The sequence below is a fragment of the Streptomyces sp. STAM6 genome (assembly GCF_054963715.1).
Genome location: NZ_JBUEFZ010000006.1, coordinates 92,112 through 117,642 on the forward strand (window position 1 = coordinate 92,112; position 25,531 = coordinate 117,642).

Consider the following 25,531-nt stretch of genomic DNA (forward strand, 5'->3'; position numbering starts at 1 on the left):
CCCAGGTCAAGAATGATGTGGACTGACGTGGACCGCATCGCGGTACGTGCCTGATCGACACAGCGAAGACTGTCACCCTGTGGGTGGTGAAACAAGTGTGATCCGCGGGTCGGGAGGTGCACTGGCGTGATTTGGTACCCGACGTGACCGGTTCACTCTCTTCTCCCGGAAATGACGGCGGGTGGTTCGCTTGTCAAGGGCAACGGATCCGGTGGGGAATGCCTCCGGCGGCATACGCGCGGGGACGGGCTGGACAGCGGACGGGCGGCACTGCAAGCTGCTCGGCATGAAAATCATGAACTACGCGTCGACGCCGGCCGACGCACGCGTCCTGGCGGCAGGCGCCGGGGTGGTACGTCCGGCCGCCGCACGGCAGTCCCTTTCGGCCGGAGCCGGCGACTTGGTGCGCGGGCATTCCCGGCCGCGTTTCGAGGCGGCGTCACCCGGCGTGCCACCGGTGGTGGGGGATGTGTTGGCCCGATTACGGCAGGCGGTCACCGTTCCCGTGGCCGGCACGGTCGGCGGCGAGCTCTCCGGGAGGGCCGCATGACCAGGACCGACCGGGAGGCCGGCCCGACGGGCGCCGAGACGGCACCACGGCACAGGCCGGGACTGGCACTTGGCGTGCTGGCGGGGGCGCTCGCTCTGGACGTGAGCGGCCTCGGGGTGCTCAATGCCGCCCTGCCGTCCGTCGGAGCGCGGTTCGACCTGGACGACACCACGCTCCAGTGGGTCATGACCGCCTACGCCGTCACGTTCGCCGGCTTCCTGCTGGTGGGTGGCCGGCTGGCCGATGTGCTCGGCCGGAGGCGGGTGTTCGAAGTCGGTGTCGTCCTGTTCACCGTGGCCGCGCTGGCCGGTGCCCTGGCACCGAACACCGGGGTGCTGCTCGGGGCGCGGGCGGTCCAGGGAATCGGCGCGGCCCTGTCGGGCCCGGCCGCGCTGGCCCTGCTGACCGAGGTGTTTCCCGCCGGTCCGGCGCGCAACCGGGCATTCAGCGTGTACGCGGCGGTCGGCGCCGCGAGCTTCAGCGGCGGAGTGCTGCTGGGCGGTGTACTGACCCAGCTCATGGGCTGGCGGTCGGTGCTGTGGTTCTCGGTGGTCCTGGGGCTGGCCGTGGTGGCCGCGACGCGCGTCGGGCTGCCCGGTGGTGCGGGGCGCGGCGGGAAGCTGGATCTGCCCGGCGCGGTGACGGGCACGGTCGGTCTCACCCTGCTGATCGTCGGTGTGAGCAGCAGCGGCGCGTCGGCGTGGACCGCGCTCTGCGCCGCGGTGGCCTTCCTGCTGCTCTTCGTCGTGCGCGAACACCGCACCGCCGACCCGGTGCTTCCCCTCGGCCTCTTCCGGGTCTCATCGGTGCGGGCCGCGAGCCTGGCCGCGTTCCTCCAGTACATGGGCTCGGTCGGGATGCTGTTCTTCGCGCCGCTCTATCTGCAGGAAATGCTGACGTACTCTCCGTTCGAATCCGGTCTCGCGCTGGTGCCGATGTCTGCGGCCGTGCTCCTCACCGCCAACTTCGCCACCGGGCGCCTGCTGGCCAAGTACCCCCCGCGAGCGCTCATGGTGGTCGGGCTCGTCCTGATCGGCGGCGGAACAGCGCTGTGGATGAGTACGCCGCAGCACGGCAGCTATGTGCTGCACATCCTCCCGGGCCTGGTGATCAGCGGCATCGGCCAAGGGCTGAACTTTCCCTCGATGACGTCCGCCGCGCTCACCGGCGTCGCGACGGAACGGCACGCGGTCGCGGGGGCGGTGAACGTCGTGGCCCAGCAGATCGGCGCCAGCGTCGGCGTGGCGGTCATGGTCCTGGTCGCGGCGACCGGTGAGGACCAGCTCACCGGCTACCACCTCGCCTACCTCGCGGCCGGCGTCGCCTGTGCGCTCGGAGCCGTGTACATCGCCCTGTCGGGTCGTCGTGACGAGTCCGGCGCCAAAGGCCCTCGGTAGAGGGTGTTCCGCCGGTCCGGTGCCGGGGCTCCGACGGTCGGCCTGTGCCGTCGCTCACACCGCCTGAGGGCGCATTTCCTCGTCCCAACTCGTGGGTAATGTAGCGGTGTTGTGGTCCACAACTTCTACTCACGGAGGACGTCGTGTCCGGATCCGTCATCCTTGCCGGGGCCCGTACCCCCACCGGTCGCCTGCTCGGGGCTCTGAAAGACTTCTCCGGAGCCCAGCTCGGAGGCATCGCGATCAAGGCGGCCCTGGAGAAGGCGGGGGTGGCGCCCGAGCAAGTCGAGTACACGATCATGGGGCAGGTGCTCACCGGCGGGGCGGGCCAGATCCCGGCCCGTCAGGCAGCGGTGGCCGCCGGTATCCCGATGAGTGTCCCCGCGCTGACCGTCAACAAGGTGTGCCTCTCCGGGCTCGACTCGATCGCGCTGGCCGACCAGCTGATCAGGGCCGGTGAGTTCGACCTCGTCGTGGCCGGCGGTCAGGAGTCCATGACGCAGGCTCCGCACCTGCTTCCCAAGTCGCGTGCGGGCTTCAAGGCCGGGGACGTACCGCTGATCGACCACATGATCCACGACGGCCTGTTCTGCGCCTTCGACCAGCTCGGCATGGGCGTCTCGACCGAGAAGTACAACAGCCGCTACGCCGGGCTGACCCGGGAGAAGCAGGACGCCTTCGCCGCGGCCTCGCACCAGCGGGCGGCCGCCGCGGCGGCCGCCGGGCGGTTCGCCGAGGAGATGGCTCCGGTGACGGTCCCGCAGCGCAAGGGCGACCCGGTGGTGTGTGACACCGACGAGGGCGTGCGTCCCGACACCACGGTGGAGGTCCTGGCGAAGCTGCGTCCCGTGTACAGCGCCGACGGCACCATCACGGCGGGAACGGCGTCGCAGATCTCCGACGGCGCCGCGGCCGTGGTGGTGGCGAGCAAGGCCAAGGCCCAGGAGCTGGGCCTGCCCTGGATCGCCGAGATCGGCGCCCACGGCGTGGTGGCCGGGCCGGACGCGAGCCTGCACGAGCAGCCGTCGAACGCGATCAGGGCGGCACTGACCAAGGCCAAGCTGGAGCCGTCCGACCTGGACCTGGTGGAGATCAACGAGGCGTTCTCCGCCGTCGGCATCGTCTCGACCGAACAGCTGGGCCTCAGCCCCGACATCGTGAACGTCGACGGCGGAGCCATCGCGCTCGGCCACCCGATCGGAGCCTCCGGCGCCCGGCTCATCGTGCACCTCGCCTATGAGCTGCGCCGCCGAGGCGGTGGTCTGGGCGCGGCGGCGCTGTGCGGCGGCGGCGGGCAGGGCGACGCCCTGCTGATCCGCGTGCCGTCCGCCTGACGGCCGGTCGGAGCGGCACGGCCGCGAGCCGGAGGAACACACGGCCCTCTCGGGGCGGCCCCCTGTGGGCCGCCCCCAGGGGGCTGTCCGCACCCCGCGACCCGGCGGAGCGGGCGACCCCCCGAGCAGGGGGTCATGGGGTGGGCGTGATCCGTTCCTGCGGCGCCTGAGCCGAGGCCGCGGCCGACGGCGCGGGTTTCGGCCGCAGCATGATGAGCATCGTGCACACCACGGCCGCGCACAGGATGTTGACGGCCATCGCGGCGGCATAGACGTGGTGGAAGGACGCGATTCCGCCGGGGGCCGGGCCCGACGCCATGATCGAGGCGAATCCGGCGACGCCCACCGCGCCGCCGACCTGGCGTACCGTCAGGGTCATCCCGAGGCCGCCCGCGAACTTCTGCGGGGGCACCGTGCCGGCCGCCAGCGACGACAGGCAGGTGATGGCGAGACCGAGCCCGCCGCCGCCGAGGACGGCGGCCGGCAGCCAGCCGCCCAGGAAGTTGGGCGTGGGGCCGAAGAGACTGGACGCCCAGATGGCGTTGCTGCCCGTGAAGGACAGCGCGCCCAGGACCGTGACCTTCACCTGGGTGGCCGGTCGGGTGAGCCGTCCGGCGGTGAGCGAGCCGGCCATCGAGGAAACGGCTCCGACGCTCAGGGCACCGGCGGTCTGCAGGACCGACCAGCGCCAGATGTCGGCGGCGAACAGGGGTGCGGCCAGCATCCACGCGAACATCGTCATGTTGAGCATGCCGAGGCCGAGGTTGGCGGTCGCGAAGACGGGGCTGCGCCACACCGTCATCTCCACCGCCGGCGCCGGGTGCGTACGCGAGCGGAGCACGGTCACGGCGACGAGCGCCAGGCCGGCCAGTCCGAGTCCGACGGTGCGGACGTCTCCCCAGCCCCAGGTGTCCCCCTCGGTGAGCGCGCTCACCACCCCGGCGATGCCCAGGGCGAGGGCGATGCTGCCCACCGCGTCCGGCAACCGGTCCCCGGTGCCGCGCAACCGCTGCCTCGGCAGCATCACCACGGCGGCGACCAGCATCGCGCCGCACAGCGGGAGGTTGACGTAGAACACCGAGCGCCAGCCGAAGGCGCGCAGCAGCAGCCCGCCCGCGGCCGGTCCGATGACGGCGGAGAAGCCCGCCACCGCGGACCAGGTGCCGACCGCTCGGGCGATGCGCTCCCGCGGCGTCGTGGCGAGGATGAGGCCGAGCGCGGCGGGGATCATGCCACCGGCCGCCGCGCCCTGGACGACCCGCGCCGCGATGAGCCACCAGATGGACGGTGCCACGGCGCAGACGAGCGAGGCCGCGGTGAAGGCGGCCAGGGACCAGAGGAAGACGGTGCGCCGGCCGACGCTGTCGGCGATCCTCCCGGCGGGCGTGAGCACGGCCGCCAGCAGGATCGTGTAGCCGCTGATGACCCACGACATGGTGTTGAGCGACGTGCCCGGGAAGTCGTCCAGAATGTCCGGGAAGGCGATGCTGGTGATCGAAAGGTCGAGGAAGGCCATGAAGCTCGCGCCGCTGCACAGCGCCAGGACCCTGGCCGGGTTGATCTCCCGCGTCGCGGATGTGCGCTCAGCCGACTCGTCGGGCATGCCGGTCCCCTCAGCTCGTGTGCGTCGTCGAACTCGCCTGTGGTCCAACTGGGTGCGCGGGGAGGGTGGTTGGAGCGATGCAGCCGAAGACAGTGTGCCCCCACCCCCCTTTCACCGCGGGGCGCATTACGTGATCAGCGCATGTGATGACCATCACTCGGGGTCCACTCCAAGATCTTTGCCGTCATGCCTTGCGGTGGCTCTCGCGGCAGGCCAATGATGGGTCGGGGCGCCCGGGGGAGGAACCGGCGCAACGGCGGGGGCCGCAACCACCCCATCGCCCGACAGCACACCTCTGCAGCCCAGCACGTCTGCACGTCTGCACGATCGCGTTTCCGCACGTCTGCACATCTGCACTTCTGCACTTCTGCACTTCTGCACGACAGCGTTTCTGCACACAGCACTTGCGCACTTCGGCAGTTCAGCACTTGGCGTACTTGCAATCCTGACGGCGCGGACGACTCACGGAGCAGCCACTCGCACCACTGCTCGTGGGACGCACGCCGCTCGATCACGGGGGAATCGGCACGGGTGCACGGGGGATCGGCCCTGTGCGCGCGCTTGCATCCGGCACCTGTAGGCCCTCACAGGGCTGCCTCGGGTGCCGTTGCCCTGCCCCGGGACGGGCGGCGCCCACCGGACGCGCCGCGGGTGATCACGGGGAGGCACGGCATGACTTCTTTGAGTTCCGTCCTGATAGGCAGCGGGAGCGTACTCGTTCGCTGCGGCGAGGTACTCCTGGAGAAGGGACACCGGATCACAGCCGTGGTGACCGGTGACGCCACCGCCCGGTCCTGGGCGGTCAAGGCCGGTGTCCCGCAGCACGAACTCGCCGAGGCCGTGGCACTCGCACCGCGGTTGTCCTGCGACCTCCTGCTCAGCGCCGGCAACTACGCGGTGGTGCCCGAAGCGCTGCTGGCCTGCGCGAGGCAGGCCGTCAACTACCACTACGGCCCCCTCCCCGAGTACGCGGGACTGCACTCGCCGTCCTGGGCCATCGCCGACGGGGCGCGGGAGTACGGCATCACCTGGCACCGCATGGCCGGGGTCGTCGACGGCGGCGAGGTGCTGGGGCGGTTCCCGGTGGCCATCGAGCCCGAGGACACCGCGCTCTCGCTGGGCCTCAAGTGCGACGAGGCGGCCGTCGCCGCCCTGGCCGGACTGATCGACGACATCGCGGAGGGCCGCGAGACCGCGACCCCCCAGGACGCCACGACGCGCCGCTACTTCTCCCGGCACAGCCAGTTCGCCGCCGAGGGGCTGATCGACTGGAGCCTTCCGGCCGAGCGCATCGCCGCCCTGGTGCGGGCCACCGACTACGGCCCGTTCGCGAGCCCGCTGGTGTGGCCCAAGGTCAGCCTCGACGGGCGGTTCTACGCCGTCCGGGCAGCCCGCTCTCAGGCCGCCGACGCTTCCACCGCGGCCACCGCGGCCGGCGCGTCCGCCGCCAACCCCTCCGAACACGCCGCCGCGCCCGGAACGGTCCTCTCCTGTGACGACGCGTCGGGCCTGCGGGTGGCCACGGGCGCCGGAAGCGTCACCCTGACCCGGCTGTGCACCCTGGAGGGTGAGGAACGGCCCGTCGGCGCCGTCGCGGCGGCCCACGGCATCCTGCCCGGCACCGTCCTGGACGTCCCCGGCGAGGACGCGGGCGCGCGTCTGACCGAGGCGGGCGTCAAGGCCTCCAAGGCCGCCGGCCGATGGCGTGAGCGCCTGATCGGGGACGGCGACCACCCCTACCGCCTCCCCTACCCGCAGCCCCGCCACGGGACCGAGAGCGCCGGGAGCGGGACCGGGACCGACAGCGCCGGGAGCGGGCCGCAGGCGGACCCCGTCCTCGTGCGATGCCACGTCCCGTTCCAGGAGGGCGGCGACGGCGGCGACGGCGTCCTGGAAGCGTCCGCGGCGGCCGCCGCCCACCTGGCGGGTGCGCTGGGCATCTTCCTGAGCCGGGCGAGCGGCCGGCGGGAGGTCCACCTCGCGATGGAGGCCCCTCGCGAGGGCGTCGACGCCGCGCACCGCGACCTGTTCGCCGCCTGGCTGCCCCTGCCGTGCCGTGTCGACGCCGACGCGACGGTCTCGGAGAACCTGCGGGCGGTGCGACGGGAGTTCGTCCTCGGCCAGGAGCGGGGATGGCTCCGCCGCGACGCCGTCGGCCGCGACGAAACGCTCCGTGAACGCTGGAACAGCGGCGCGCTGACACCGGACGTACTGATCTCCTGGGGGACCCGCGACCGGGACCGCCAGGACTCCGGCGGCCGGGACGGCGACCGTCCGCGACTGGAACTCCACGTCCGGCAGGACGGCGCCGAGGACGGTGCGCTCGTCACCTTCCACTACGACGCCACGCGCCTGGCGGCCCGGGACGTCGCCCGGCTGGCCGACCAGTTCACCGCGTGGTGCGGCCGTCTGCCCGCCGCCGCGGAGCGGCCGACGGCCGCCGCCGACCTCCTCACCGAGGAGGAACGCGCCCTCCTCGTCGAGGAGTTCAACGACACGGCCCGCGCCACCGCGGACCTCGCCGGGCGGAGCCTGCACCGGCTCTTCGAGCGGGCCGCACACGACCATGCCGAGGACACCGCACTGCTCTGCGCGGACACCGGGCTGACCTACGCCGAGCTCAACGCCCGCGCCAATCGGCTCGCCCACGCGCTGGCCGACCGGGGTGTGGGCCGCGGGGATCTGGTCGGCGTGGCCCTGGACCGCTCGATCGACCTGGTCGTGGCCCTCCTGGCGGTGCTGAAGACCGGCGCGGCCTATGTGCCCGTGGACCCCCGGTTCCCGGCGGAACGCATCCGCCAGATGATCGAGGACGCCGAACCCACACTCATCGTCACCCCCGCCGCCGCGCCCGCCGGCCTCGCCGCCTGGCACGGCCTCTGTGTGAGCGTCGACCTGAGTGCCGGGCCGAGCGCCGACGCGGACCTCGCGGTCGATGTGGACGCGGGCGACCTGGCCTACGTCATCTACACCTCGGGCTCGACCGGCCGCCCCAAGGGGGTCGAGATCACCCACGGGGCAGTGTGCAACTTCCTGGCCGCCATGCGTGAACGGCCGGGGTGCGCCGCCGACGACCGGCTGCTGGCGGTCACCACCGTGTCCTTCGACATCTCCGTACTGGAGCTGTTCCTGCCGCTGGTCTGCGGCGCGACCACGGTCATCGCCCAGGCCCGGGAAACCCTGGACGCCAAGGCCCTGAGCGGGCTGCTGGAGCGGCACGCGATCACGGTGATGCAGGGCACCCCCGCCACCTGGCAGCTGCTGCTGGACGGAGGCTGGCAGGGCACCCCCACCCTGAGGAGGATCCTCTGCGGCGGTGAGGCGCTCCCCCGTGACCTGGCGGACCGGCTGCTCGCCGCCGGGGCCCCGGGCTCGGTGTGGAACATGTACGGCCCCACCGAGACCACCGTGTGGTCCACGGCCTGGGAGGTGGCGGCGCGTGCCGAGGAGGACGGAATCCTCGTCGGCGCTCCCATCGACCGCACCCAGGTCTATGTCCTCGACGAGAACCTCTCGCCGGTACCGCTCGGCTTCCCCGGTGAGTTGTGCATCGGCGGCGCGGGAGTGGCCCGCGGCTACCGCAACGACCCCGAGCAGACCCGGCTCCGCTTCGCGGACAACCCCTTCCACCCCGGCACCCTCTACCGGACCGGCGACCTGGCGCGGTTCGTCGAACCCGGCAGGCTGACGCTGCTGGGACGCAACGACCGCCAGGTCAAACTGCGCGGCCACCGGATCGAGCCCGCCGACGTGGAGGCGGTCGTCAGCCGCCATGAGGCGGTCCGCCGCGCCGTGGTGGTCGGCCGCGACGAGCAACTGGTCGCCTACTGCGTCCGCGACGCCGCTCCGGCCGGTGACCCGGTCCGTACCCCGGCGGACGAGAGCACCGCCCTGGTCGAGTGGGCCGCCGCCTGGGACCGCGCCTACGAAGCCGGTGCCGACACCGCTCCCGCCGACACCAGCACCGACACCGGCACCGACACCGATCCCGTCAGCGCCGATGCCACGTTCAACCTGGCAGGCTGGCGCAACAGCTACGACGGCCTCCCCTTCTCGCACCGGGAGATGCGCGACTGGCAGCGGAGCTCCGTCCGGCGCATCCTCTCCCACGCACCGGAGAACGTCTTCGAGATCGGCTCCGGCAGCGGCCTGATGCTCTTCGGCCTGGCACCGCACTGCCGCACCTACCACGCCGTGGACGCCTCCGCCGCGGCCGTCGAGACGACCCGGCGGCACCTGGACTCACTGCCGCACGTGACGTGCGAACAGCGCGCGGCCCACGCGCTCCCCGAGGTGGCCGCGGGCGCCTTCGACACCGTGGTCATCAACTCGGTGGCCCAGTACTTCCCCAGCGTCGACTACCTGACGTCGGTGCTGGAGTGGGCGACCAGGGCGGTCACCAAGGGACGGGTGTTCCTCGGTGACGTACGCGACCTGTCGCTGCTGGAGGTCTTCCACGCCGACGTGGCGCACTTCCGCGCGGACGGGGAGGCCGGCGGGATCTCCGCCGAGGAACTGGCGCGCCGCGCCGAGCGAGGCGTCCGCGCCGAGCGTGAACTGGTCCTCAGCCGGGACTACTTCGCGCATCTCCCGCAACTGTTCCCGCAGATCACCGGCGTCGACATCACCCTGCGCGACGGTCGCCACGTCAACGAGATGACGCGCTACCGCTACGACGTCACCCTGCACATCGGCGAGGCCGCCCGGCCCGCCATCCCGGCGGCGGAGCGGGACTGGCAGGCCGACGGCCCGGACCTGGCCGCGCTCCGCGCCGAGCTGGGTGCCGTCGCCGACCGCCCGCTCCGTCTGAACGGCATCCCCAACGGCCGGCTGGCCGAGGTGTCCGGCCGGGTGGCCGCGGCCCTGGAGGTCATGGGCACGAGCACCTCGGTGGTGCCCACGTCCTGGATCGACCCCGCCGATCTCGCCGATCTCGCCGGTGAGGCGGGCCTGGAACTGGCGCTGCTGCCCAGCCGCTCCGGCGGGACCTGGCGGTGCGACGCCCTGTTCTGGCGGCCGGGGCAGACCCCCGACCTCAGCCCGGCCCCGGCCGAAGCGCCGGACCGGGACACCCCCGCCCGGTACGCCAACACGCCCGCGGCCGGCGAAGCGCCCCGGACCCCGCTGCACCGCGTGCTGCGTCCCTGGCTGGCCGAGCGGCTGCCGGAGTACATGGTGCCGGCGTTCATCGTGGAGCTGGACGAGCTTCCGCTGACCCCGAACGGCAAGATCGACGAGAACGCGCTTCCGGACCCCGTGGTGGAGGTCGACGCCACCGTCAAGCCCGCCACCGAGCTGGAGCGGGACATCGTGGCCATCTGGTCGGACGTCCTCGGCCACGACCGGATCGGCGTCAACGAGAACTTCTTCGAGATCGGCGGCAACTCGCTGCGGGTCGTCCGGGTCCAGACGCGGCTGGAGGAACTGCTGGGACGCCCCGTCCTGGGGGCCAAACTCTTCGAGCACTTCACCGTCAAGACCCTCGCCGCCTATCTGGCCGGCGGCACCGGTGTCGGCACCCACACCGGCCGGGAGGTCGTGCCCGACCGCCGCCGCGCCGTCCACGACGAGCCCATCGCCATCATCGGCATGGCCTGCCGTCTCCCCGGCGACGCCAACACCCCGGAGGAGTACTGGGAGCTGCTGGAGCGCGGCGGCGACGGGATCGTCGAGGTCCCGAAGGACCGCTGGGACGCCGAGGCCCTCTACAACCCCGACCCGGAGGTGCCGGGCACCTCGTACTGCAGCAGTGGCGGGTTCGTCACACCCATCGACCTCTTCGACCCCGCCTTCTTCGGCATCTCCCCGCGCGAGGCCCGTTCGCTCGACCCCATGCAGCGCATGGTGCTGGAGACCACCTGGGAGGCGTTCGAACGCGCCGGCTACACCATGGACCGGCTGCGTGGCAGTCAGACCGGCACCTTCATCGGTGTCGGCAAGAGCTCCGCGTACCACGAGTACGGCCTCACCATGGCCGGCGGGCTGACCGACCTCGACGGCTACGTGGGACCGGGGTCCGCGGGCGGCACCATGTCCGGCCGGGTGTCGTACGTGTTCGGCCTGGAGGGCCCGACCCTCACCCTGGACACGGCGTGCTCCTCCTCCCTGGTCACCACCCACCTGGCCGCCAACGCGCTGCGCAACGGTGAGTGCGATCTGGCGGTGTCGGCCGGGGTGAGCCTGATGCTCACCCCCGAACTGCACGTCGAGTTCAGCCGTCTGCGCGGCATGTCGGCGGACGGCCGCTGCCGGTCGTTCTCCTCCGACACCGACGGCACCGGCTGGAGCGAGGGCTCCGCCGCGGTCGTCCTCAAGCGGCTGTCGGACGCCCGGCGCGACGGCGATCCCGTCCTGGCCGTGCTGCGCGGCACCGCCGTGAACCACGACGGCCACAGCGCCAGCCTGACCACGCCCAGCGGCCCCGCCCAGCAGCGGGTCATCCGCGCCGCGCTGGCCGCCTCGGGGCTCCAGCCGGACGACATCGACTACCTGGAGGCGCACGGCACCGGCACCAAGCTGGGCGACCCCATCGAGGGGACCGCGCTCGCCGAGGTCTTCGGCGGCAGCCACTCGAACGAGGTACCGCTGTGGGTCGGTTCGGCCAAGTCCAACCTCGGCCACACCCAGGCCGCCGCCGGTCTGGCCGGTGTGATGAAGGTCGTGCTGGCCATGCGCCACGACACGCTCCCGCGGACCCTGCACGTCGCCGAGCCCACCCCCACCGTGGACTGGCAGGGCGCCGGCATGGCGCTGGTCCAGGAGCAGCGCCCGTGGCCGGCGAAGGACGTGCCGCGCCGCGCGGGCGTCAGCTCGTTCGGCATCGGCGGCACCAACGCCCACGTGATCGTCGAGGAGCCGCCGCGGCCCGCGGCGAAGGACGCCGAGGAGGACGCGTCCGCGCCCCTGCCGCCCACGGTGCCGTTCGTGGTGTCCGGCTACACCGACGCCGCCCTGCGCCGGCAGGTGGAGAACCTGCACCTGCACATGGGCATGAACATCCAGGACCGCCTGGGTGACGTGGCCCGCTCCCTGGCGACCACCCGCAGCCACTTCCGCCGCCGGCTGGTGCTCCAGGTCAAGGACAAGGCCGAACTCCTCGACAAGCTCGCCTCGTTCGCCCGTACCGGGGAACTGCCCGCGGAGTCGGTGCGCACCGGGAACCACGCCGAGGAACCCCGGCTGGCCCTGCTCTTCACCGGCCAGGGCAGCCAGCTTCCGGGCATGGGCAAGGACGTCTACGACGTGTACCCCGTCTTCCGCGAGGCGCTGGACGAGGTCGCCGCCCGCTTCACCGGGCTGGAGAGGCCTCTTCTGGAGGTGATGTGGGCCGATCCGGACAGTGAGGACGCGGCCCTGCTGCACCGTACCGACTTCACCCAGCCCGCCCTGTTCGCCCTTCAGGTGGCACTGTGGCGGCTGTGGGAGAGCTGGGGTGTGCGGCCGGAGCTGCTGCTCGGCCACAGCATCGGCGAGTTCGCCGCCGCCCATGTGGCGGGGGTGTTCGACCTGGACGACGCCTGCCGGCTGGTCGCGGCCCGCGGCCGGCTGATGCAGGCCCTGCCCGCCCGCGGAGCCATGGTGTCGCTGGAAGCGGCCGGCGAGGAGGCGGAGGCCGCCATCGACGCCCTCGGGCTGCGGGGCGCGCTGGACGTCGCCGGGCTCAACACGCCCACGCAGACCGTGCTCTCCGGTGACACCGAGGCCGTCGAGGCGATCGCCGCCCACTTCTCGGAGCAGGGCCGCAAGGCCAAGCGGCTGACGGTGTCCCACGCCTTCCACTCGCACCACATGGACGGCATGCTCGCCGATTTCCGCGCCGTGGCGGAGTCCGTCCGCTTCCACGCTCCGGAGATCACACTGGTCAGCAGCCTCACCGGCGAGCCTGCCGCGCCGGGCGAACTGGAGCAGTCCGGCTACTGGGTCCGGCAGGTGCGCCACGCGGTCCGCTTCAGCGACGGCATGCGCAGCCTTCGCCGCGAGGGCGCGAACACCTTCCTGGAGCTCGGCCCGCAGCCGGTGCTGTCCGGCCTGGGGGCGTCCTGCCTGGCCGACGAGGGACTGGTGTCCTGGGTGCCCTCGTTGTCCCCGGGCAGGAACGGCGCCTCGGTGGTCCAGCGGAGCCTGGCCGAGCTGCACGTGCGGGGCGTCCCGGTCGACTGGTCCGGCTACTTCGCGCCCTTCGGCGGCGGCCGGGTGGACCTGCCGACGTACGCCTTCCAGCGGGAGCGGTTCTGGTTCGAGCCGCCGGTCTCCCGCGAGGTCGGCGCCGGTCTGAACGCCACCGGCCACGCGCTCCTCGGCGGCGGTGTGGAGATCGCCGGCACGGAGATGTCGCTGTTCACCAACGTGGTGGCGGCGGACCGGCCGGTGTGGGTGCAGGAGCACCGGGTGATGGACGCCGTCCTGATGCCGGGCACGGCGTTCTTCGAGGCCATGCGGGCCGCGGGCGACGCCGCCCACGAGGGCGAGTGGGACCTGTCGGACGTGGTCATCGCCTCCCCGCTGGTGCTCGCCTCCGGGGTGCCGGTGCGGACGCAGGTCACCGTGGGTCCGGCGATCGGTGAGTCCCGTCCCGTTCAGGTCTACAGCGCACCCGAGGGTGAGGACGGCGCCTGGCAGCTGCACGCCGAGGGCCGCATCACGCCCGCGGAGGGTGCCGGTACCGGCACCGCGGTGACGGTACCGCCCCGGGGCGCCGAGCCCCTCGACGCGTCCGCCCTCTACCGCGACCTGGACGCCCTCGGATACGGCTACGGGCCGACCTTCCAGGGCATCAAGGAGGCCTGGCACGTGGGCGGGGAGGTGTGGGCCAGGGCCGCCCTGCCGGAGAGCGCGGAGCAGTCCGCCGCCGGCTACGTCCTGCACCCGGCCCTGCTGGACTCGGCCATGCACTCGCTGCTGCTGACCCAGCGGCTGCAGAACCGGACCGGCGACGACCTCTTCGTGCCGTTCGAGGCCGAGCGCCTGTCGCTGCGGGTGAAGGGCCTGACGGAGATCTGGGTCCGGGTCGCCGACTTCGAGCTGGGTGACGGCGAGTTCTGGGCCTCCCTCGACATCCACGACAGCGACGGCGCCCATGTCGGCCGGCTGCACCGCCTCCACGCACGGCGGGTGGACCGGGCGGTGCTGCGCCGCCTGGCCGCTGCCGGGGTGGACCGCTTCCAGTTCGACGTCGGCTGGCGCCCGGTGGACACCGCGAACGTCGAACTCGGCGGCTCGTGGGGCATGATGACGCCGGCCGGGGACGTGCCGTGGGCGCGGGAGGTCAAGACCCTCCTGGCGCGGGCCGGCATCCAGGTGATCAAGGTCCGGGAGCTGGAGGACGCCGAGGACCTGGACGGCCTGGTCTGCCTGTGGGACTCCGACGCGGAGGTGCCCTCCCAGGCCCACGCGTTCGCCGCCGCGGCGCTGGAGCAGCTGCAGGAAGCGGTCGGCACGGAGTTCCGCACCCCGCTGGTGTGGGTCACCCGCCACGCGGTGGGCACCGGCGCCGACGACATGGTCTCCGGACTGGGCGCCGGCCCTCTGTGGGGCCTGATGCGGACCGCGCGCAACGAGCACCCCGAACTGAGCCTGCGCCTGGTCGACCTCGGCGAGGACGAGGCGGACCGCAAGGCACTCCCCGCCGCGTTGATGCTGGAGACGGAACCGGAGTGCGCGCTGCGCCACGGCGAGGTGCTGGTGCCGCAACTGCTGCGGGTGGGCTCGGCACAGGATCTGGAGATCCCGGCCGAGGGCCGCTGGCAGCTGGAGATCGCCGCCAAGGGCCGCCTGGACGAGCCGCTGACGGTCAAGTCCCTGCCGGAGAGGGCCCTGGCACCGGGCGAGATCCGCGCCGAGGTGCGGGCCGCCGGGGTGAACTTCCTCGATGTGCTCAACGCCCTGGGCATGGTGGAGATCCCCGCGTTCGGCCTGGAGTTCGCCGGTGTGGTCACCGAGGTCGGCGGCAGCGTCGACCAGGTGAAGGTCGGCGACGCCGTGCTGGGCCTGGCCCGGGGCTCCTTCGCCTCCGAGGTCGTCACGGACGCGCGCCAGGTGGTGCGCATGCCGGAGCACCTCGGCTTCGAGGAGGCCGCCACCCTCCCGATGACCTTCCTCACCGCCTGGTACGGCCTGCACGAACTGGGCGGCCTGCGAGCGGGCGAGCGGGTGCTGATCCACGCCGCGGCCGGTGGCGTGGGCATGGCGGCGGTGCAGCTGGCGCGGCTGGCCGGCGCCGAGGTCTACGGCACCGCCAGCGAGCCCAAGTGGCCCGCGCTGCGGGAACTCGGCCTGGACGACGCCCACCTCGCGTCCTCGCGGGACCTGGGCTTCGTCGAGCACTTCGGCGGGAACGCGTCCGGCGGGGAGTCCGGTGGAAGCTTCGACGTGGTGCTGAACTCCCTGGCGACCGAGTTCATCGACGCCAGCCTGGGCATGCTGGGCAGCGGCGGACGGTTCCTGGAGATGGGCAAGATCGATGTGCGCGAGCAGGCGGCCATCGACCAGAGCCATCCGGGCGTGACCTACACCGTCTACAACCTGCCCGAGGCGGGGCCGGACCTCATCCAGCGGATGTTGGTCTCCATCGCCGAACTGTTCACCCAGGGCAAGCTGGCGCCGCTGCCGCTGCGGACCTTCCCCATGACCCACACCTCCGACGCCTTGCGCTTCATGGCCCAGGCGCGGCACGTGGGCAAGGTGGTGCTGGTCCCGGCCCGGCAGCGGCAGTTCGTCCGGCCGGACGGCGCGGTGCTCGTCTCGGGTGGCGCCGGTGACCTCGGCCGGCGCGTGGCCACGTGGCTGGTCGGCACGCACGGCGTACGCGACCTGGTGCTGACCTCCCGCCGCGGGATGGAGTCCCCCGGGGCGCGGTCGCTGGTGGACGAGCTGTCCGAGCTGGGTGCCACGGCCACCGTGGTGGCCTGCGACGCGGCCGACCGCGACGACGTCGCCGGGGTGATGGCCCTGTTCGGTGCGGAGCGCCCGCTGCGCGGCGTGGTGCACGCGGCGGGTGTGCTGGACGACGGCGCTCTGACGGCCCTGACGCCGGAGCGGTTCGACGCGGTCCTCCGGCCGAAGGTGGACGGCCTGTGGCACCTCCACGAGCTGACGCAGGACATGGAGCTGGACTTCTTCATGATGTTCTCCTCCATCGCGAGCGTCATGGGAGCACCCGGCCAGGGCAACTACGCCGCCGCCAACGCCTTCCTCGACGCGCTCGCCCACCTGCGCCGGGCCAAGGGCCTGCCGGCCACGTCGGTGGCCTTCGGCCCCTGGGAGGGCGACGGCATGGCCGCCGGGCTCAGCGAGTTCGACCGGGCCCGCTTCGCCCAGCTCGGACTCGACCGGCTGGCACCGGACGAGGGCCTGGAGCTCTTCGAGCTCGCCGTCAGGAGCGGTCGCGCGCTGACCATGGCCGCCGCACTGGACCTGAACCGCGTGCAGCACTACTTCGAGAACCGCGGCGGCATACCCCCGCTGTTCCGCGCGCTGCTCAGCGGCAACGCGGGCGGACGTTCCCGGGCCGGCGGCGGAACCGACCTGCGCAAGCTCCTGGGCGAGGCCCCGCCGGAGGAGTACCCGGCCGTGGTGCTGGGCGTGGTCCGCGAGGAGGTGGCGAAGACTCTGGGCTTCGGCTCGCCGGAGGCCGTGGACGTCGACGTTCCGCTCCAGGACATCGGCATCGACTCACTGACCGCGGTGCTGATGCGCAACCAGCTCGCGGACCTGACCGGGCTCGCCCTGCCCGCGAAGATCGCCTTCGATCACCCCAACCTCACCTCGCTGGCCGACTTCCTGCTGGCGAAGCTGCTGGAGGCGGGGCTGGACGCGGCGCCCGCGACGGCCACGGGCACGGCGGCCACCGATGAGGCCGGGACGGCCGGTACCGCGGGCGTGGACCTGTCCACGGCCCGGAAGGGCTGCCTGCACCCCGACCTCCGCTTCGACAACGCCACCGCGGCGCCGGTACGCCCGGAGGCGGTGTTCGTCACCGGCGCCACCGGCTTCGTCGGCGCCTACCTGCTGCACGAGCTGCTCGCCTCCGAGGTGGTCGCCTACTGCCTGGTGCGGGCGGACGACGCCCGCCGGGCCATGGAGCGCCTGGTCGGCGCCCTCGACGGCTACGGCCTGTGGAGGGAGGAGTTCGCGCCGCTGCTGAACCCGGTGGTGGGTGACCTCACCCAGCCGCTGTTCGGCCTGGGCGAGGAGGACTTCGACGAACTGGCCGACCAGGTGGACGCCGTCTGCCACTCCGCTGCCCTGGTGGACTGGATGCGGCCGCTGGAGGACTACATCGGCCCCAATGTGGTCGGTACGCACGAGGCGCTGCGTCTGGCCTCACGCGGTCGCGGCAAGGCGTTCCACTTCGTCTCCACCTTCGCCACGCTGCCCAAGTACCTGGGGTACGAGGTCAGCGAGGACGACCGCGAGTACGGCTACCTGACGTCCAAGTGGCAGGCGGAACAGATGGTGACCGCCGCCCGCTGGCGCGGCGCGAAGGCGTCGACGTACCGGCTGCCGTTCGTGGGCGCCTCGACCCGCACCGGTCACTTCCGGCTCGACCGCGGCGACTTCCTGCACAACCTGATCACCGGCGGCCTCGAAATGGGGAGCTTCCCGTCGCTGGCCGCCGACCTCACGACGGTGCTGCCGGTCGACTACCTGTGCCGGACGATCGCCGAGGCGATGACCAGCGACCTGGCACGCATCGGAAGTGACTACGACTTCGTCAACTCCGGTGCCCCCTCCTTCGACCGCTTCTTCGAGATGGTCGGCGCCGCCGGCGGCGGGGCGGAGATCGTGCCCTTCGACGAATGGCGACAGCGGGCGCTGGCGTTCGCCGCCGCGCACCCGGAGGGCCCCCTCGCCCGGATCGCCGCCCTGGTGGACGGCCTGACGGCGGAGGGCCTGGCGGACATGTTCGCCGCGCTCCACGTGGGAGGCGCCGTCTTCGGCGCGGAGGACTACCCGTCCCCGCCCGTCGACGAGGACTTCGTCCGCATCTATGTGGACCGCATCAACACTTCGGACCGAGCGGAGGACACGACGTCATGAGCGACGCGACCCAGGCGGCAGACCCGACGGTGGACGAGGACGCCGCGGTGACGGGCACCTACCGGAAGACCGGCACCTTCCTGCACTCCTCGGCGGCGGCCCATGCCGAGCAGCTGTCCCCGGTGCTCGACAAGTACCAGGTGGACAAGGAGGAGATGGGGTCCCGGCTGCCTCCGCACCGGACGCTGAACACGAGCTGCTTCCACCCCGAGGTGCACCCCACCCAGGTCGTCCGGATGAACCTGGACGACGACCTGGCGGACAACCTGGCACGCCAGCTGCGCTGCCAGGCGGTGATCCAGGAGAGCTTCGCCGCCGCCTCGATCGGCAGCTACTTCCCGGTCTCCACCATGTTCGAGAACTGCGTGCTGTTCGTGCCCTCGGCGAAGCGCTTCTACGACCTGAACCAGGACATCGTCCAGGAGCACTTCCCCGAGGTCGAGACCGCGGTGGTGAACGCCTTCATCGTGCCGGCCGAGAAGCGGCCGTACGGCACGCACGCGGCCAGCTCGATCGCCCTTCAGATCCCGTCGCTGGTGAAGAAGCAGCTCGGATTCCCGACCGAGTACCGCAGCTTCCACACCGCGCTGACCCCGACGCCGCTGACCCGGCAGCCGTTCGTGATCTTCGAGGAGGCGGAGGTGGAGGCCCCGAACCTCCCGTACGTCTACGAGAAGATGCTGGAGTGCGGCCTGGAGGGCGAGGAGAAGGACGCCGTCGACAAGGCGCTGTACCTCTTCCTGGAGGGAAAGCTGTCCGAGATCGACCTGCCCTCGGTGCGGGACTACCTGATGGCGATGTACTGGGCGAAGACGTACGCCGACAAGCCGTCTCCCGGCTACTACTGCGACAGCCGGGTCGGTGACGCGCTGGTCTTCGACAACTACCGGGCCCACGCCGACAGCACCCTGCCCCGCACCACCAAGGACCGCCTCACCATCGACCTGCGCTGCTTCAACAAGGTGCACTACCCGAAGGGCATGACCAGCGGTCTGGACTTCATCGTCGATCCGGACGAGCGGGCCTACCAGATCAGGCGCAAGTGGGCGTCCATCGAGTTCCTCCTCGCCACGCTCGGCTACGAGAGCGTCGACGAGTTCCTGCGCCTGGTGTTCGGCGGGACCCGGCGCGCGGCCGACATCGATCCCTTCGGCCTGATGACGGACCTCCAGTTCGGCATCTACAACAAGTCCGAGTACCACCTCCTCGACCAGAACCTCGACGACCACTACGAGCGGGTCGAGGCCCTGTACGACCGCATCGCGAAGGAAGGGGAGTACGTCCTGCCGGAGCGGGCCAGGCAGTGCCTCGCCGGACTGAGCGAGCAGCCCGGCACCTGAGGCCCGGAAAGGACGCGGTCGAAGTGAACCACCGACACCGATCGAGGAATGCGCTGTGAGCCGAACCGAATCCGTGCACGACCTCGTGGAGCGCTTCTACACGGTCGTGAAGCTGCCGCACGATCCGTTCGCGAAGGCGTTCCTCAATCGGTGCCGTTCACACACCGTCAAGGTGAACGGCCGCTTCTACAAGTACTTCCAGAGCGGCAGTGGCCCGACCGTCCTCCTCGTGCACGGCCTGAACACCAACCTGGGCAGCATGGTGTCCATCGCCGAGGAACTCCTCGCGCAGGGCTACCGGGTGGTGCTGTTCGACGTGCCGCCGCACGGGGAGGCGCTGGGCACCACGGGCGATCCCACCGAGATCCGCGCCCTGCTGCGCGCCCTGTACGACCGGCTCACCGGCCTCCACGCGGTGGTCTGCCACTCCATGGGCGGCCTGTGGGCCCTCACCGCGTGGCACGCCGGGGTGACCGCCCGGACCGTGGTGTCGATCTCGTCCCCGCCCGCCAAGATGTTCCTGGTCGAGAGGTTCGCCGAGATGAACGCCCTCGACGAGGACCGGGCCCGGGGGGTGGCCGGGGAGATCGAGAGAAGGTTCGGCGAGACGGTGTGGCACGAGTACTCGGCGCTCGATGCCGCCCGGGCGATGAACGTGCCCGGGCTGATCGTGCACGGCACGGCCGACGACTACGTGCCGCCGGTGCACGCCGGAGAACTGCACGCGAGCTGGCGGAACTCCACCGTGGAACTCGTCGAGGGCGCCGGCCACTTCGACATCGTGGACTCACCCGAGGTCCGGAAGATCATCTCCGCGCACCTGCGGAGCGTGGAAGAAACAAGGTAAGGGGCGATCACATGGACACCGACATCACCGAGAAGCTGCGGCGGCTGGCCTTCACGCCGATGCGGACGCAGCCTCCGAACGCCACCCGGCCGATCCTCGAACAGGCCGCCAAGGAGGTCGAGGTCGTCGACGGCGGCAAGGTGGTCCACTACCTCTGGGGCGAGGGTGAGCGGCGGATCCTGCTGGTCCACGGCTGGGCCGGCAACGCCGGGCACCTGACCGTCCTGGCGGACGCGCTCGCCCGGGCGGGCTGCGCGGTGGTCGTCGTGGATCTCCCCGGCCACGGCGAGTCGGAGGGCGCGGAGTCCTCCGTCATCCACTTCGCCAAGGCGGTCGAGGCGGCCGGCGAGCGGTTCGGCCCCTTCGACGCCGTCGTCGCCCACTCGCTGGGCGCCGCGGCCACGACCTACGCCATGTCGCGCGGGGTCACCCTGGAGCGGGCCGTGTTCGTCAACCCCATCAGCAGCTACACCAGCCTCTGGCGCCGCTCCGGCGAAGTGATGCAGGTGTCGCCGGAGGCCATCGGGCTGGTCCGCACGCGTGCGGAGGAGTGGCTCGGCATCTCCTTCGACGCCATCGAACCGGCTCTCGCGGCGCGGGACTTCACCAGCCGGCTGCTCGTCGTCCACGACGAGAACGATCCGGAGGCGCCGATCGCCGACAGCGAGGCGCTGGTGGCGGCCTGGAGGCAGGCCGAGCTGATGCGCGTGCGGGACCTGGGCCACACCAAGGTGCTGCGCGACGACGCCGTGGTGCGCCGTGTCGTCGGCTTCCTGACGGCGGACGTCGAGACGGACGGCACGGCGGACGAGGGAGCGGCCGGCCGGTGACGCTCCTCGTGGCGGCGCACGCGATCGCCGCACTCGGCGCCTTCCTGGTCGTCGGGCTCCTGGGCCGCCGGCTCGCCCGCCGGATCGGGCAGCCCGGCGTCGTCGGCGAGATCGCGTTCGGCATGCTGCTCGGGCCGGCGGTGCTCGGCCTGGCCTGGCCGAAGGCGCAGTCCGTGCTGTTACCGGACAGCGTGCTGGGGCCGCTGCGCGACCTCGGGCACGCCGGACTGGTGCTGTTCCTCGTGGGCGTCGCCCACGAACTGCGGCTGGACGCCTCACGCCTGCGCGACAGGGCCGTCGGCTGGACGGCGCTGGGCACCCTCGTGCCCTCCCTGCTGGCCGGCGCGGCGTTCGGCGGCTGGCTCGTCTGGTACGACCGTCCCTCCCTGCGGGGAACCGCGCCCACCCTGGCCTTCGTGCTGCTGCTGGCGACCACCATGGCGGTCTCGGCCGTGCCCGTGCTCGCGAGGATCCTCTCCGACCGCGGTATGACCGCCACCCGCGCGGGGCGGCTCTCGCTGACCTCGGCGGCGCTGATCGACACCGTCGCCTGGCTGCTGCTGGCCGTGGTGATCGGCATCGCCCGCCCCGGCTCCGGCGGTGCCACGACCGCGGTCACCGTACTGGTGGCCGGAGCGCTGGCGGCGACGCTGGGCCGCCGTCTGCTGAAGACCACGCGGGCCGAGCGCCTTTGCGCCCGGCTGCCCTGGCTCATGGCCGTCGTCCTCGGCGTCTGCGTACTGCTGGCGGCGCACGTGGCGGAGGATCGCGGGCTCACCGCGATCTTCGGCGCGTTCGTGGTGGGCCTGATGATCCCGCCCGACTCACCGCACTGGAACGCACCGGTCCGCTGGGTGTCCACGCTGGGCCTGTGGCTGGTGCCGGTCTTCTTCATCGCCACCGGCCTGAGGATATGGACGGGCTCGGGCGGTATCCCCTGGCTGGTGACGATCCTGGTGACGCTCCTGGCGGTGCTCTCCAAGATCGGCGGCGGCTACGCGGTGTCCCGCCTGGGCGGCGAGGAACGCGCCGAGGCACTACGGGTCGGCGTCATGCTCAACACCCGGGGCCTCACCGAGATCGTCCTGCTCCAGGCCGGGTACAGCGCCGGAGTGCTCACCTCCGGCCTGTACCTGGCGCTGCTGGTGATGGCGGTGGTCACCACCTCGATGACCGGCCCGCTCCTGTCGCTGATCGACCGCCGCCGGGCAGCGAACGCGCCGCCGGCGCCTCCCCGGAAGGGCGGGCGGGTAGCGGCCGCCCCGGGGTAGGGCCGGCGGCCCGTTACGGAAGGGGGACGGGGATCGCGACGCGCTCGACATGACGGGTGAACCCGTCCGGCGCACCGGGGGGTGACAGCGTCGTGCACGTCCGGGCACGCCGGACGGCAGCTCGTCCGGGGACGGAGGCCGTTACACGCGGAATGCGCACCTGATCGGACCCCCGTTCCCGGAATGCCGCCGTCCCGGGTCGGCACCCCGGGCGGCCGCCGGGCCGACGGGCAGGGCGGCCCCGCCCTCTCACGTGCTCGGTGTCTGACCGGTCCCGCCGTATGCGCGGTGCAAGTACCAGGAAGTGGGTCCGCCCCGCTCGGACCGCCCGCAGATGTGTACCCCGGCGAAAGGACGGATCCGCCCGGGACCGCAATGAATCAGAATCGCTCTCGGCTTCCGGGTGTGCCGAGGTCCGCATCGTCGCCGCCACGCCGGATGCAGCCCGTGGGGCGGCGGACATCCTCCGTCACCACTTCCGCGGGCAGCGGGTAGCGGGTAGCGGGCAACGCGACTGCCCGTCCCCGGCGGACGCACTCCGCTCCGCCTCGGCCTCGACATCACGCACCACGCCGAACCGGCCCGCTCCTGGCCGGCGGCCCACAGGCCCCATGAGCGGCACCGGGCGCCACACCGAGGAGCCCTGACCAGCCTCGGCGGCGAAGTCCGCCTTGGCAGCCCGTCGCCCCAGCGAGAACAGCTACCGCGGTGATGACCCCGACGCGATCGGTCCGCCCGTGTCAGTCCCTGGTCGGCGGCTCTTGCTCGCCCGCCGCCCGGCGGTACTCGGCGTTGATCCGCTGAGCCTCCTCGAGCTGGTCCTCAAGGATGATGATGCGGCAGGCGGCCTCGATGGGGGTGCCCTGATCGACGAGTTCCCTGGCCCGGGCGGCGATGCGCAGCTGGTAGCGGGAGTAGCGCCGGTGACCGCCCTCGGAACGGAGCGGTGTGATCAACCGGGCCTTGCCGAGGGCGCGAAGGAACCCGGGGGTCGTACCGAGCATCTCGGCTGCGCGGCCCATCGTGTAGGCGGGGTAGTCGTCGTCGTCAAGACGGCCGATCGGATCGTCTGCTGTCATTCGCACCTCTCTTGGGAACGCGTCGAGGGGCCCTGGTGCCGTACGGCACCAGGGCCCCGAAGGAACTGCACCATCTGCCGGCCCGGTTCTGCGCCGGCTCATCGTGTCCGCATCATCGCCCGTGAAGGGGGTGACGGTGCGGGGATCGCGAATGTGTGACCGGAGACCACCTGCCTAACGATGTCCTGCGGTACCCGGGCTCACGTTCCCTCCCGGGCGATCCGGATGGCGCTTCTCTCCTCCGTTTCTTGCCTGCGATCAACTTACTTGTCAACTGCGGTACTGCTGGTGACCCCGGGGGGCGTCACCCTTCCCGCCCGATGCGGTGGCCAGTCCCGTCACCCTTCTGTACCAACTGCGGCTCCAGGACTCCGCCACCGCCCCGTTCTGCGGGGGCTACTGCCCGGCAGATCGTCCTCTGCCGGGCTCTCTGATCTCGAGTACGACAGAAACTGTAGCCAGGTCATCGACCAATGTCTACTCTCACCAAGATAGATTTTTGCATTTCTGTCAGGGCGGTAATCTCATCCATCGAGCTGATGCTCTACCTGGGGCGATGCTCCACCGCCGCACCCCGGCGATCGACGGCCGGGAGTCGGACGGCTCATGGAGGACCGGGGCTCCTGTGCGCCCGGGGGGTGCGCCCGTCACCGCCCCTTTCCCGGCGCAGGGACATGGGTGCGCGGGCAGGTCCGGCTGCCGGCTCCCCCGTCGTGACGGCCGGTGGGCCCGATGGCTACGATCGGCCCTTATGTCGAAGCCTGACGAGTTGCTCGTTGACATCGCCGCCAAGGTCGAGTCCGGGCAGAGCAATCAGATGTCCCTGACCGTGATCACCGGTGGGGCCGTCATCACGGGGCGCCTGGCCCCCGAAGCCGTGTGGAGGCAGCGGGTGAGGGAGGTCCTGACGGATTCGGCCCGGCTGGGCGAGTTCGCCGCCGTCTTCAGCAAGCCGGCGGGTACGAGTGACCGTCCCACGCATCTCCACTTCCACGTCGCCCGGATCATCCAGGGCCCGGTGGGGATCCCGGAGACGGGCGGGATGTACCGCGTCTCGATCGACGACGTCAGCGCCTGGACAGTGGGGGACTTCAGCTACTCCGACCACTGACCCGGACGGCGCGGAGGAGGGCCCGACCGGTGATCCGGTCGGGCCCTCCTGGTCTGCCTTGGTGCGCGAGGCCGCGGTTCGCGGTCAGACCGCCGCGGACGAACCGAGCAGGGCGGACGCCCGCTGGACCGGATCGCCGACGGCCGCCGGTGATGCCGTGGGGAAGGCATGGCAGGTGAAGCCGAGCCGCACCATGGCCCGGACGACTTCGGCGGCGCTGAAGTCACGGCGGTCCTGGCGCGTGACGACCGCGCCGACCTGTTTGACGGGGTACTGGCGACGTCCGATGGTGACGGACTCGCCGGTGATCGGTTCGGGCTTGACGCCCTTCATTGCCTCCGTCACACCGTTCTTCGTGAGCTCGAACGGGAAGCGGGCGATGACGCAGCGCATGGGACCTCACAGTTGAGAGACATCGGGAGCACGAGCGGGGACCGCTCGCGTACGGCGGCGACGGGTCAGCGACCTTGGCGGGAGGTCGTCGCCGCCTCGCGACCGCCTCGGCCGCCTGGTCAGGGGTGAAGCACGCCCTGGGTGACGGACGGCGGGGCACCCAGTCGCACCCGGTCGGTGCCGGCGAGACGGGCGCGGAAGGCGGTGAGCCGGGCCTGGGTGACGAGACCGGCACGACCGCCCTCGTCGTCGCGGACGGTCGGATCCACGGCGCGGGCGCTCGGCATGCCCGACGGAGCCACCGCTGCGGCCATGTCGTCCCAGACCTGCGGTCCGGTCGCCTCATCACCGGTGTTCCGGCCCTGCGCGTGAACAGGGGCGGTGCACGCCGAGCGGACCTGGGCCTGAGTCGCTGTCACGAGTGCCTTTCGATGGGGAAGTCGATGGGCGTGGCCATGGGCGCGGCGGAGCCTGAGGCGCTGTCGCGTCGATCGGCCGGCTCTGCGCCGCGGCGCCTTGCCGCCGGGATCCGGGACGGAGGAGCGAGGCGGCCCGACGGGCCTCTCCCACGCCCGCAGGGCGAAGGCCACAGCCCCGGAGAGGTGTCCGCCCCGGCCCGCCGGGCGGGTCCGTGCGGACGGCGCGGGACGGCATGAGCGGGCCCCGTCAGGCGACCGGTGCGGCGGGGGACCGACGCCGGGCGGCACTGGACGGCGCCGTCGGGGGTGGTTCCCTGCG

At 72.0% G+C, this 25,531-nt stretch carries 12 protein-coding genes; 8 read left to right on the plus strand and 4 right to left on the minus strand.

Features of this window, described 5'->3' with window-relative positions; translation table 11 throughout:
- Positions 1-546: 546 nt before the first annotated feature.
- Entirely contained in the window at positions 547-1,947 is a 1,401-nt protein-coding gene (locus tag ACY34K_RS10745) for an MFS transporter (RefSeq protein ID WP_462745940.1), read from the plus strand.
- Between the two features lie 143 nt (positions 1,948-2,090).
- Positions 2,091-3,281: an acetyl-CoA C-acetyltransferase gene (locus tag ACY34K_RS10750; protein ID WP_462745942.1), complete on the plus strand. Its 1,191-nt coding sequence runs from the start codon at positions 2,091-2,093 to the stop codon at positions 3,279-3,281.
- Between the two features lie 133 nt (positions 3,282-3,414).
- Here ACY34K_RS10750 and ACY34K_RS10755 read toward each other — a convergent pair whose 3' ends face one another.
- On the minus strand, positions 3,415-4,884 hold the full coding sequence (locus ACY34K_RS10755; protein WP_462745943.1) for an MFS transporter: 1,470 nt from the start codon (positions 4,882-4,884) through the stop codon (positions 3,415-3,417).
- 672 nt (positions 4,885-5,556) lie between these two features.
- Here ACY34K_RS10755 and ACY34K_RS10760 point away from each other — a divergent pair.
- From ACY34K_RS10760 to ACY34K_RS10780, 5 genes are read left to right on the plus strand one after another with little or no spacing between them, the layout of a single operon-like run.
- A complete protein-coding gene (locus ACY34K_RS10760) occupies positions 5,557-17,922 on the plus strand; it encodes an amino acid adenylation domain-containing protein (protein WP_462745944.1) in 12,366 nt (4,121 codons plus the stop codon).
- A complete protein-coding gene (locus ACY34K_RS10765) occupies positions 17,919-19,262 on the plus strand; it encodes a hypothetical protein (RefSeq protein WP_462745945.1) in 1,344 nt (447 codons plus the stop codon). The genes ACY34K_RS10760 and ACY34K_RS10765 overlap by 4 nt, the downstream gene beginning before the upstream one ends.
- Positions 19,263-19,317: 55 nt before the next feature.
- Positions 19,318-20,109, plus strand: coding sequence for an alpha/beta fold hydrolase (locus ACY34K_RS10770; RefSeq protein ID WP_462745947.1), 792 nt, complete (start codon positions 19,318-19,320; stop codon positions 20,107-20,109).
- Positions 20,110-20,120: 11 nt separating this feature from the next.
- Positions 20,121-20,939, plus strand: a complete 819-nt coding sequence (locus tag ACY34K_RS10775; protein ID WP_462745948.1) for an alpha/beta hydrolase — start codon at positions 20,121-20,123, stop codon at positions 20,937-20,939.
- Complete coding sequence (locus tag ACY34K_RS10780; protein ID WP_462745949.1) at positions 20,936-22,210, plus strand: cation:proton antiporter; 1,275 nt, start codon at positions 20,936-20,938, stop codon at positions 22,208-22,210. The genes ACY34K_RS10775 and ACY34K_RS10780 overlap by 4 nt, the downstream gene beginning before the upstream one ends.
- Positions 22,211-22,950: 740 nt before the next feature.
- Here the strand turns inward: ACY34K_RS10780 and ACY34K_RS10785 are convergent.
- On the minus strand, positions 22,951-23,289 hold the full coding sequence (locus ACY34K_RS10785) for a helix-turn-helix domain-containing protein (protein WP_462745950.1): 339 nt from the start codon (positions 23,287-23,289) through the stop codon (positions 22,951-22,953).
- A 751-nt stretch (positions 23,290-24,040) separates the two neighbouring features.
- Here ACY34K_RS10785 and ACY34K_RS10790 point away from each other — a divergent pair.
- Positions 24,041-24,400, plus strand: a complete 360-nt coding sequence (locus tag ACY34K_RS10790) for a hypothetical protein (RefSeq protein WP_462745952.1) — start codon at positions 24,041-24,043, stop codon at positions 24,398-24,400.
- An 84-nt stretch (positions 24,401-24,484) separates the two neighbouring features.
- On the opposite strand, the gene ACY34K_RS10795 is transcribed toward ACY34K_RS10790, so the two are convergent.
- Both ACY34K_RS10795 and ACY34K_RS10800 read right to left on the minus strand, forming a co-directional pair.
- On the minus strand, positions 24,485-24,793 hold the full coding sequence (locus tag ACY34K_RS10795; RefSeq protein ID WP_462745953.1) for an SCO5918 family protein: 309 nt from the start codon (positions 24,791-24,793) through the stop codon (positions 24,485-24,487).
- 119 nt (positions 24,794-24,912) lie between these two features.
- Positions 24,913-25,212, minus strand: coding sequence for a CBS domain-containing protein (locus ACY34K_RS10800; RefSeq protein ID WP_462745954.1), 300 nt, complete (start codon positions 25,210-25,212; stop codon positions 24,913-24,915).
- Positions 25,213-25,531: the final 319 nt, after the last annotated feature.

Coding starts and splice junctions, on each gene's coding strand:
- ACY34K_RS10765 (WP_462745945.1), top strand. CDS start 17,919: ATGAGCGACGCGACCCAGGCGGCAGACCCGACGGTGGACGAGGACGCC.
- ACY34K_RS10760 (WP_462745944.1), top strand. CDS start 5,557: ATGACTTCTTTGAGTTCCGTCCTGATAGGCAGCGGGAGCGTACTCGTT.
- ACY34K_RS10775 (WP_462745948.1), top strand. CDS start 20,121: ATGGACACCGACATCACCGAGAAGCTGCGGCGGCTGGCCTTCACGCCG.
- ACY34K_RS10790 (WP_462745952.1), top strand. CDS start 24,041: ATGTCGAAGCCTGACGAGTTGCTCGTTGACATCGCCGCCAAGGTCGAG.
- ACY34K_RS10795 (WP_462745953.1), bottom strand. CDS start 24,793: ATGCGCTGCGTCATCGCCCGCTTCCCGTTCGAGCTCACGAAGAACGGT.
- ACY34K_RS10745 (WP_462745940.1), top strand. CDS start 547: ATGACCAGGACCGACCGGGAGGCCGGCCCGACGGGCGCCGAGACGGCA.
- ACY34K_RS10785 (WP_462745950.1), bottom strand. CDS start 23,289: ATGACAGCAGACGATCCGATCGGCCGTCTTGACGACGACGACTACCCC.
- ACY34K_RS10755 (WP_462745943.1), bottom strand. CDS start 4,884: ATGCCCGACGAGTCGGCTGAGCGCACATCCGCGACGCGGGAGATCAAC.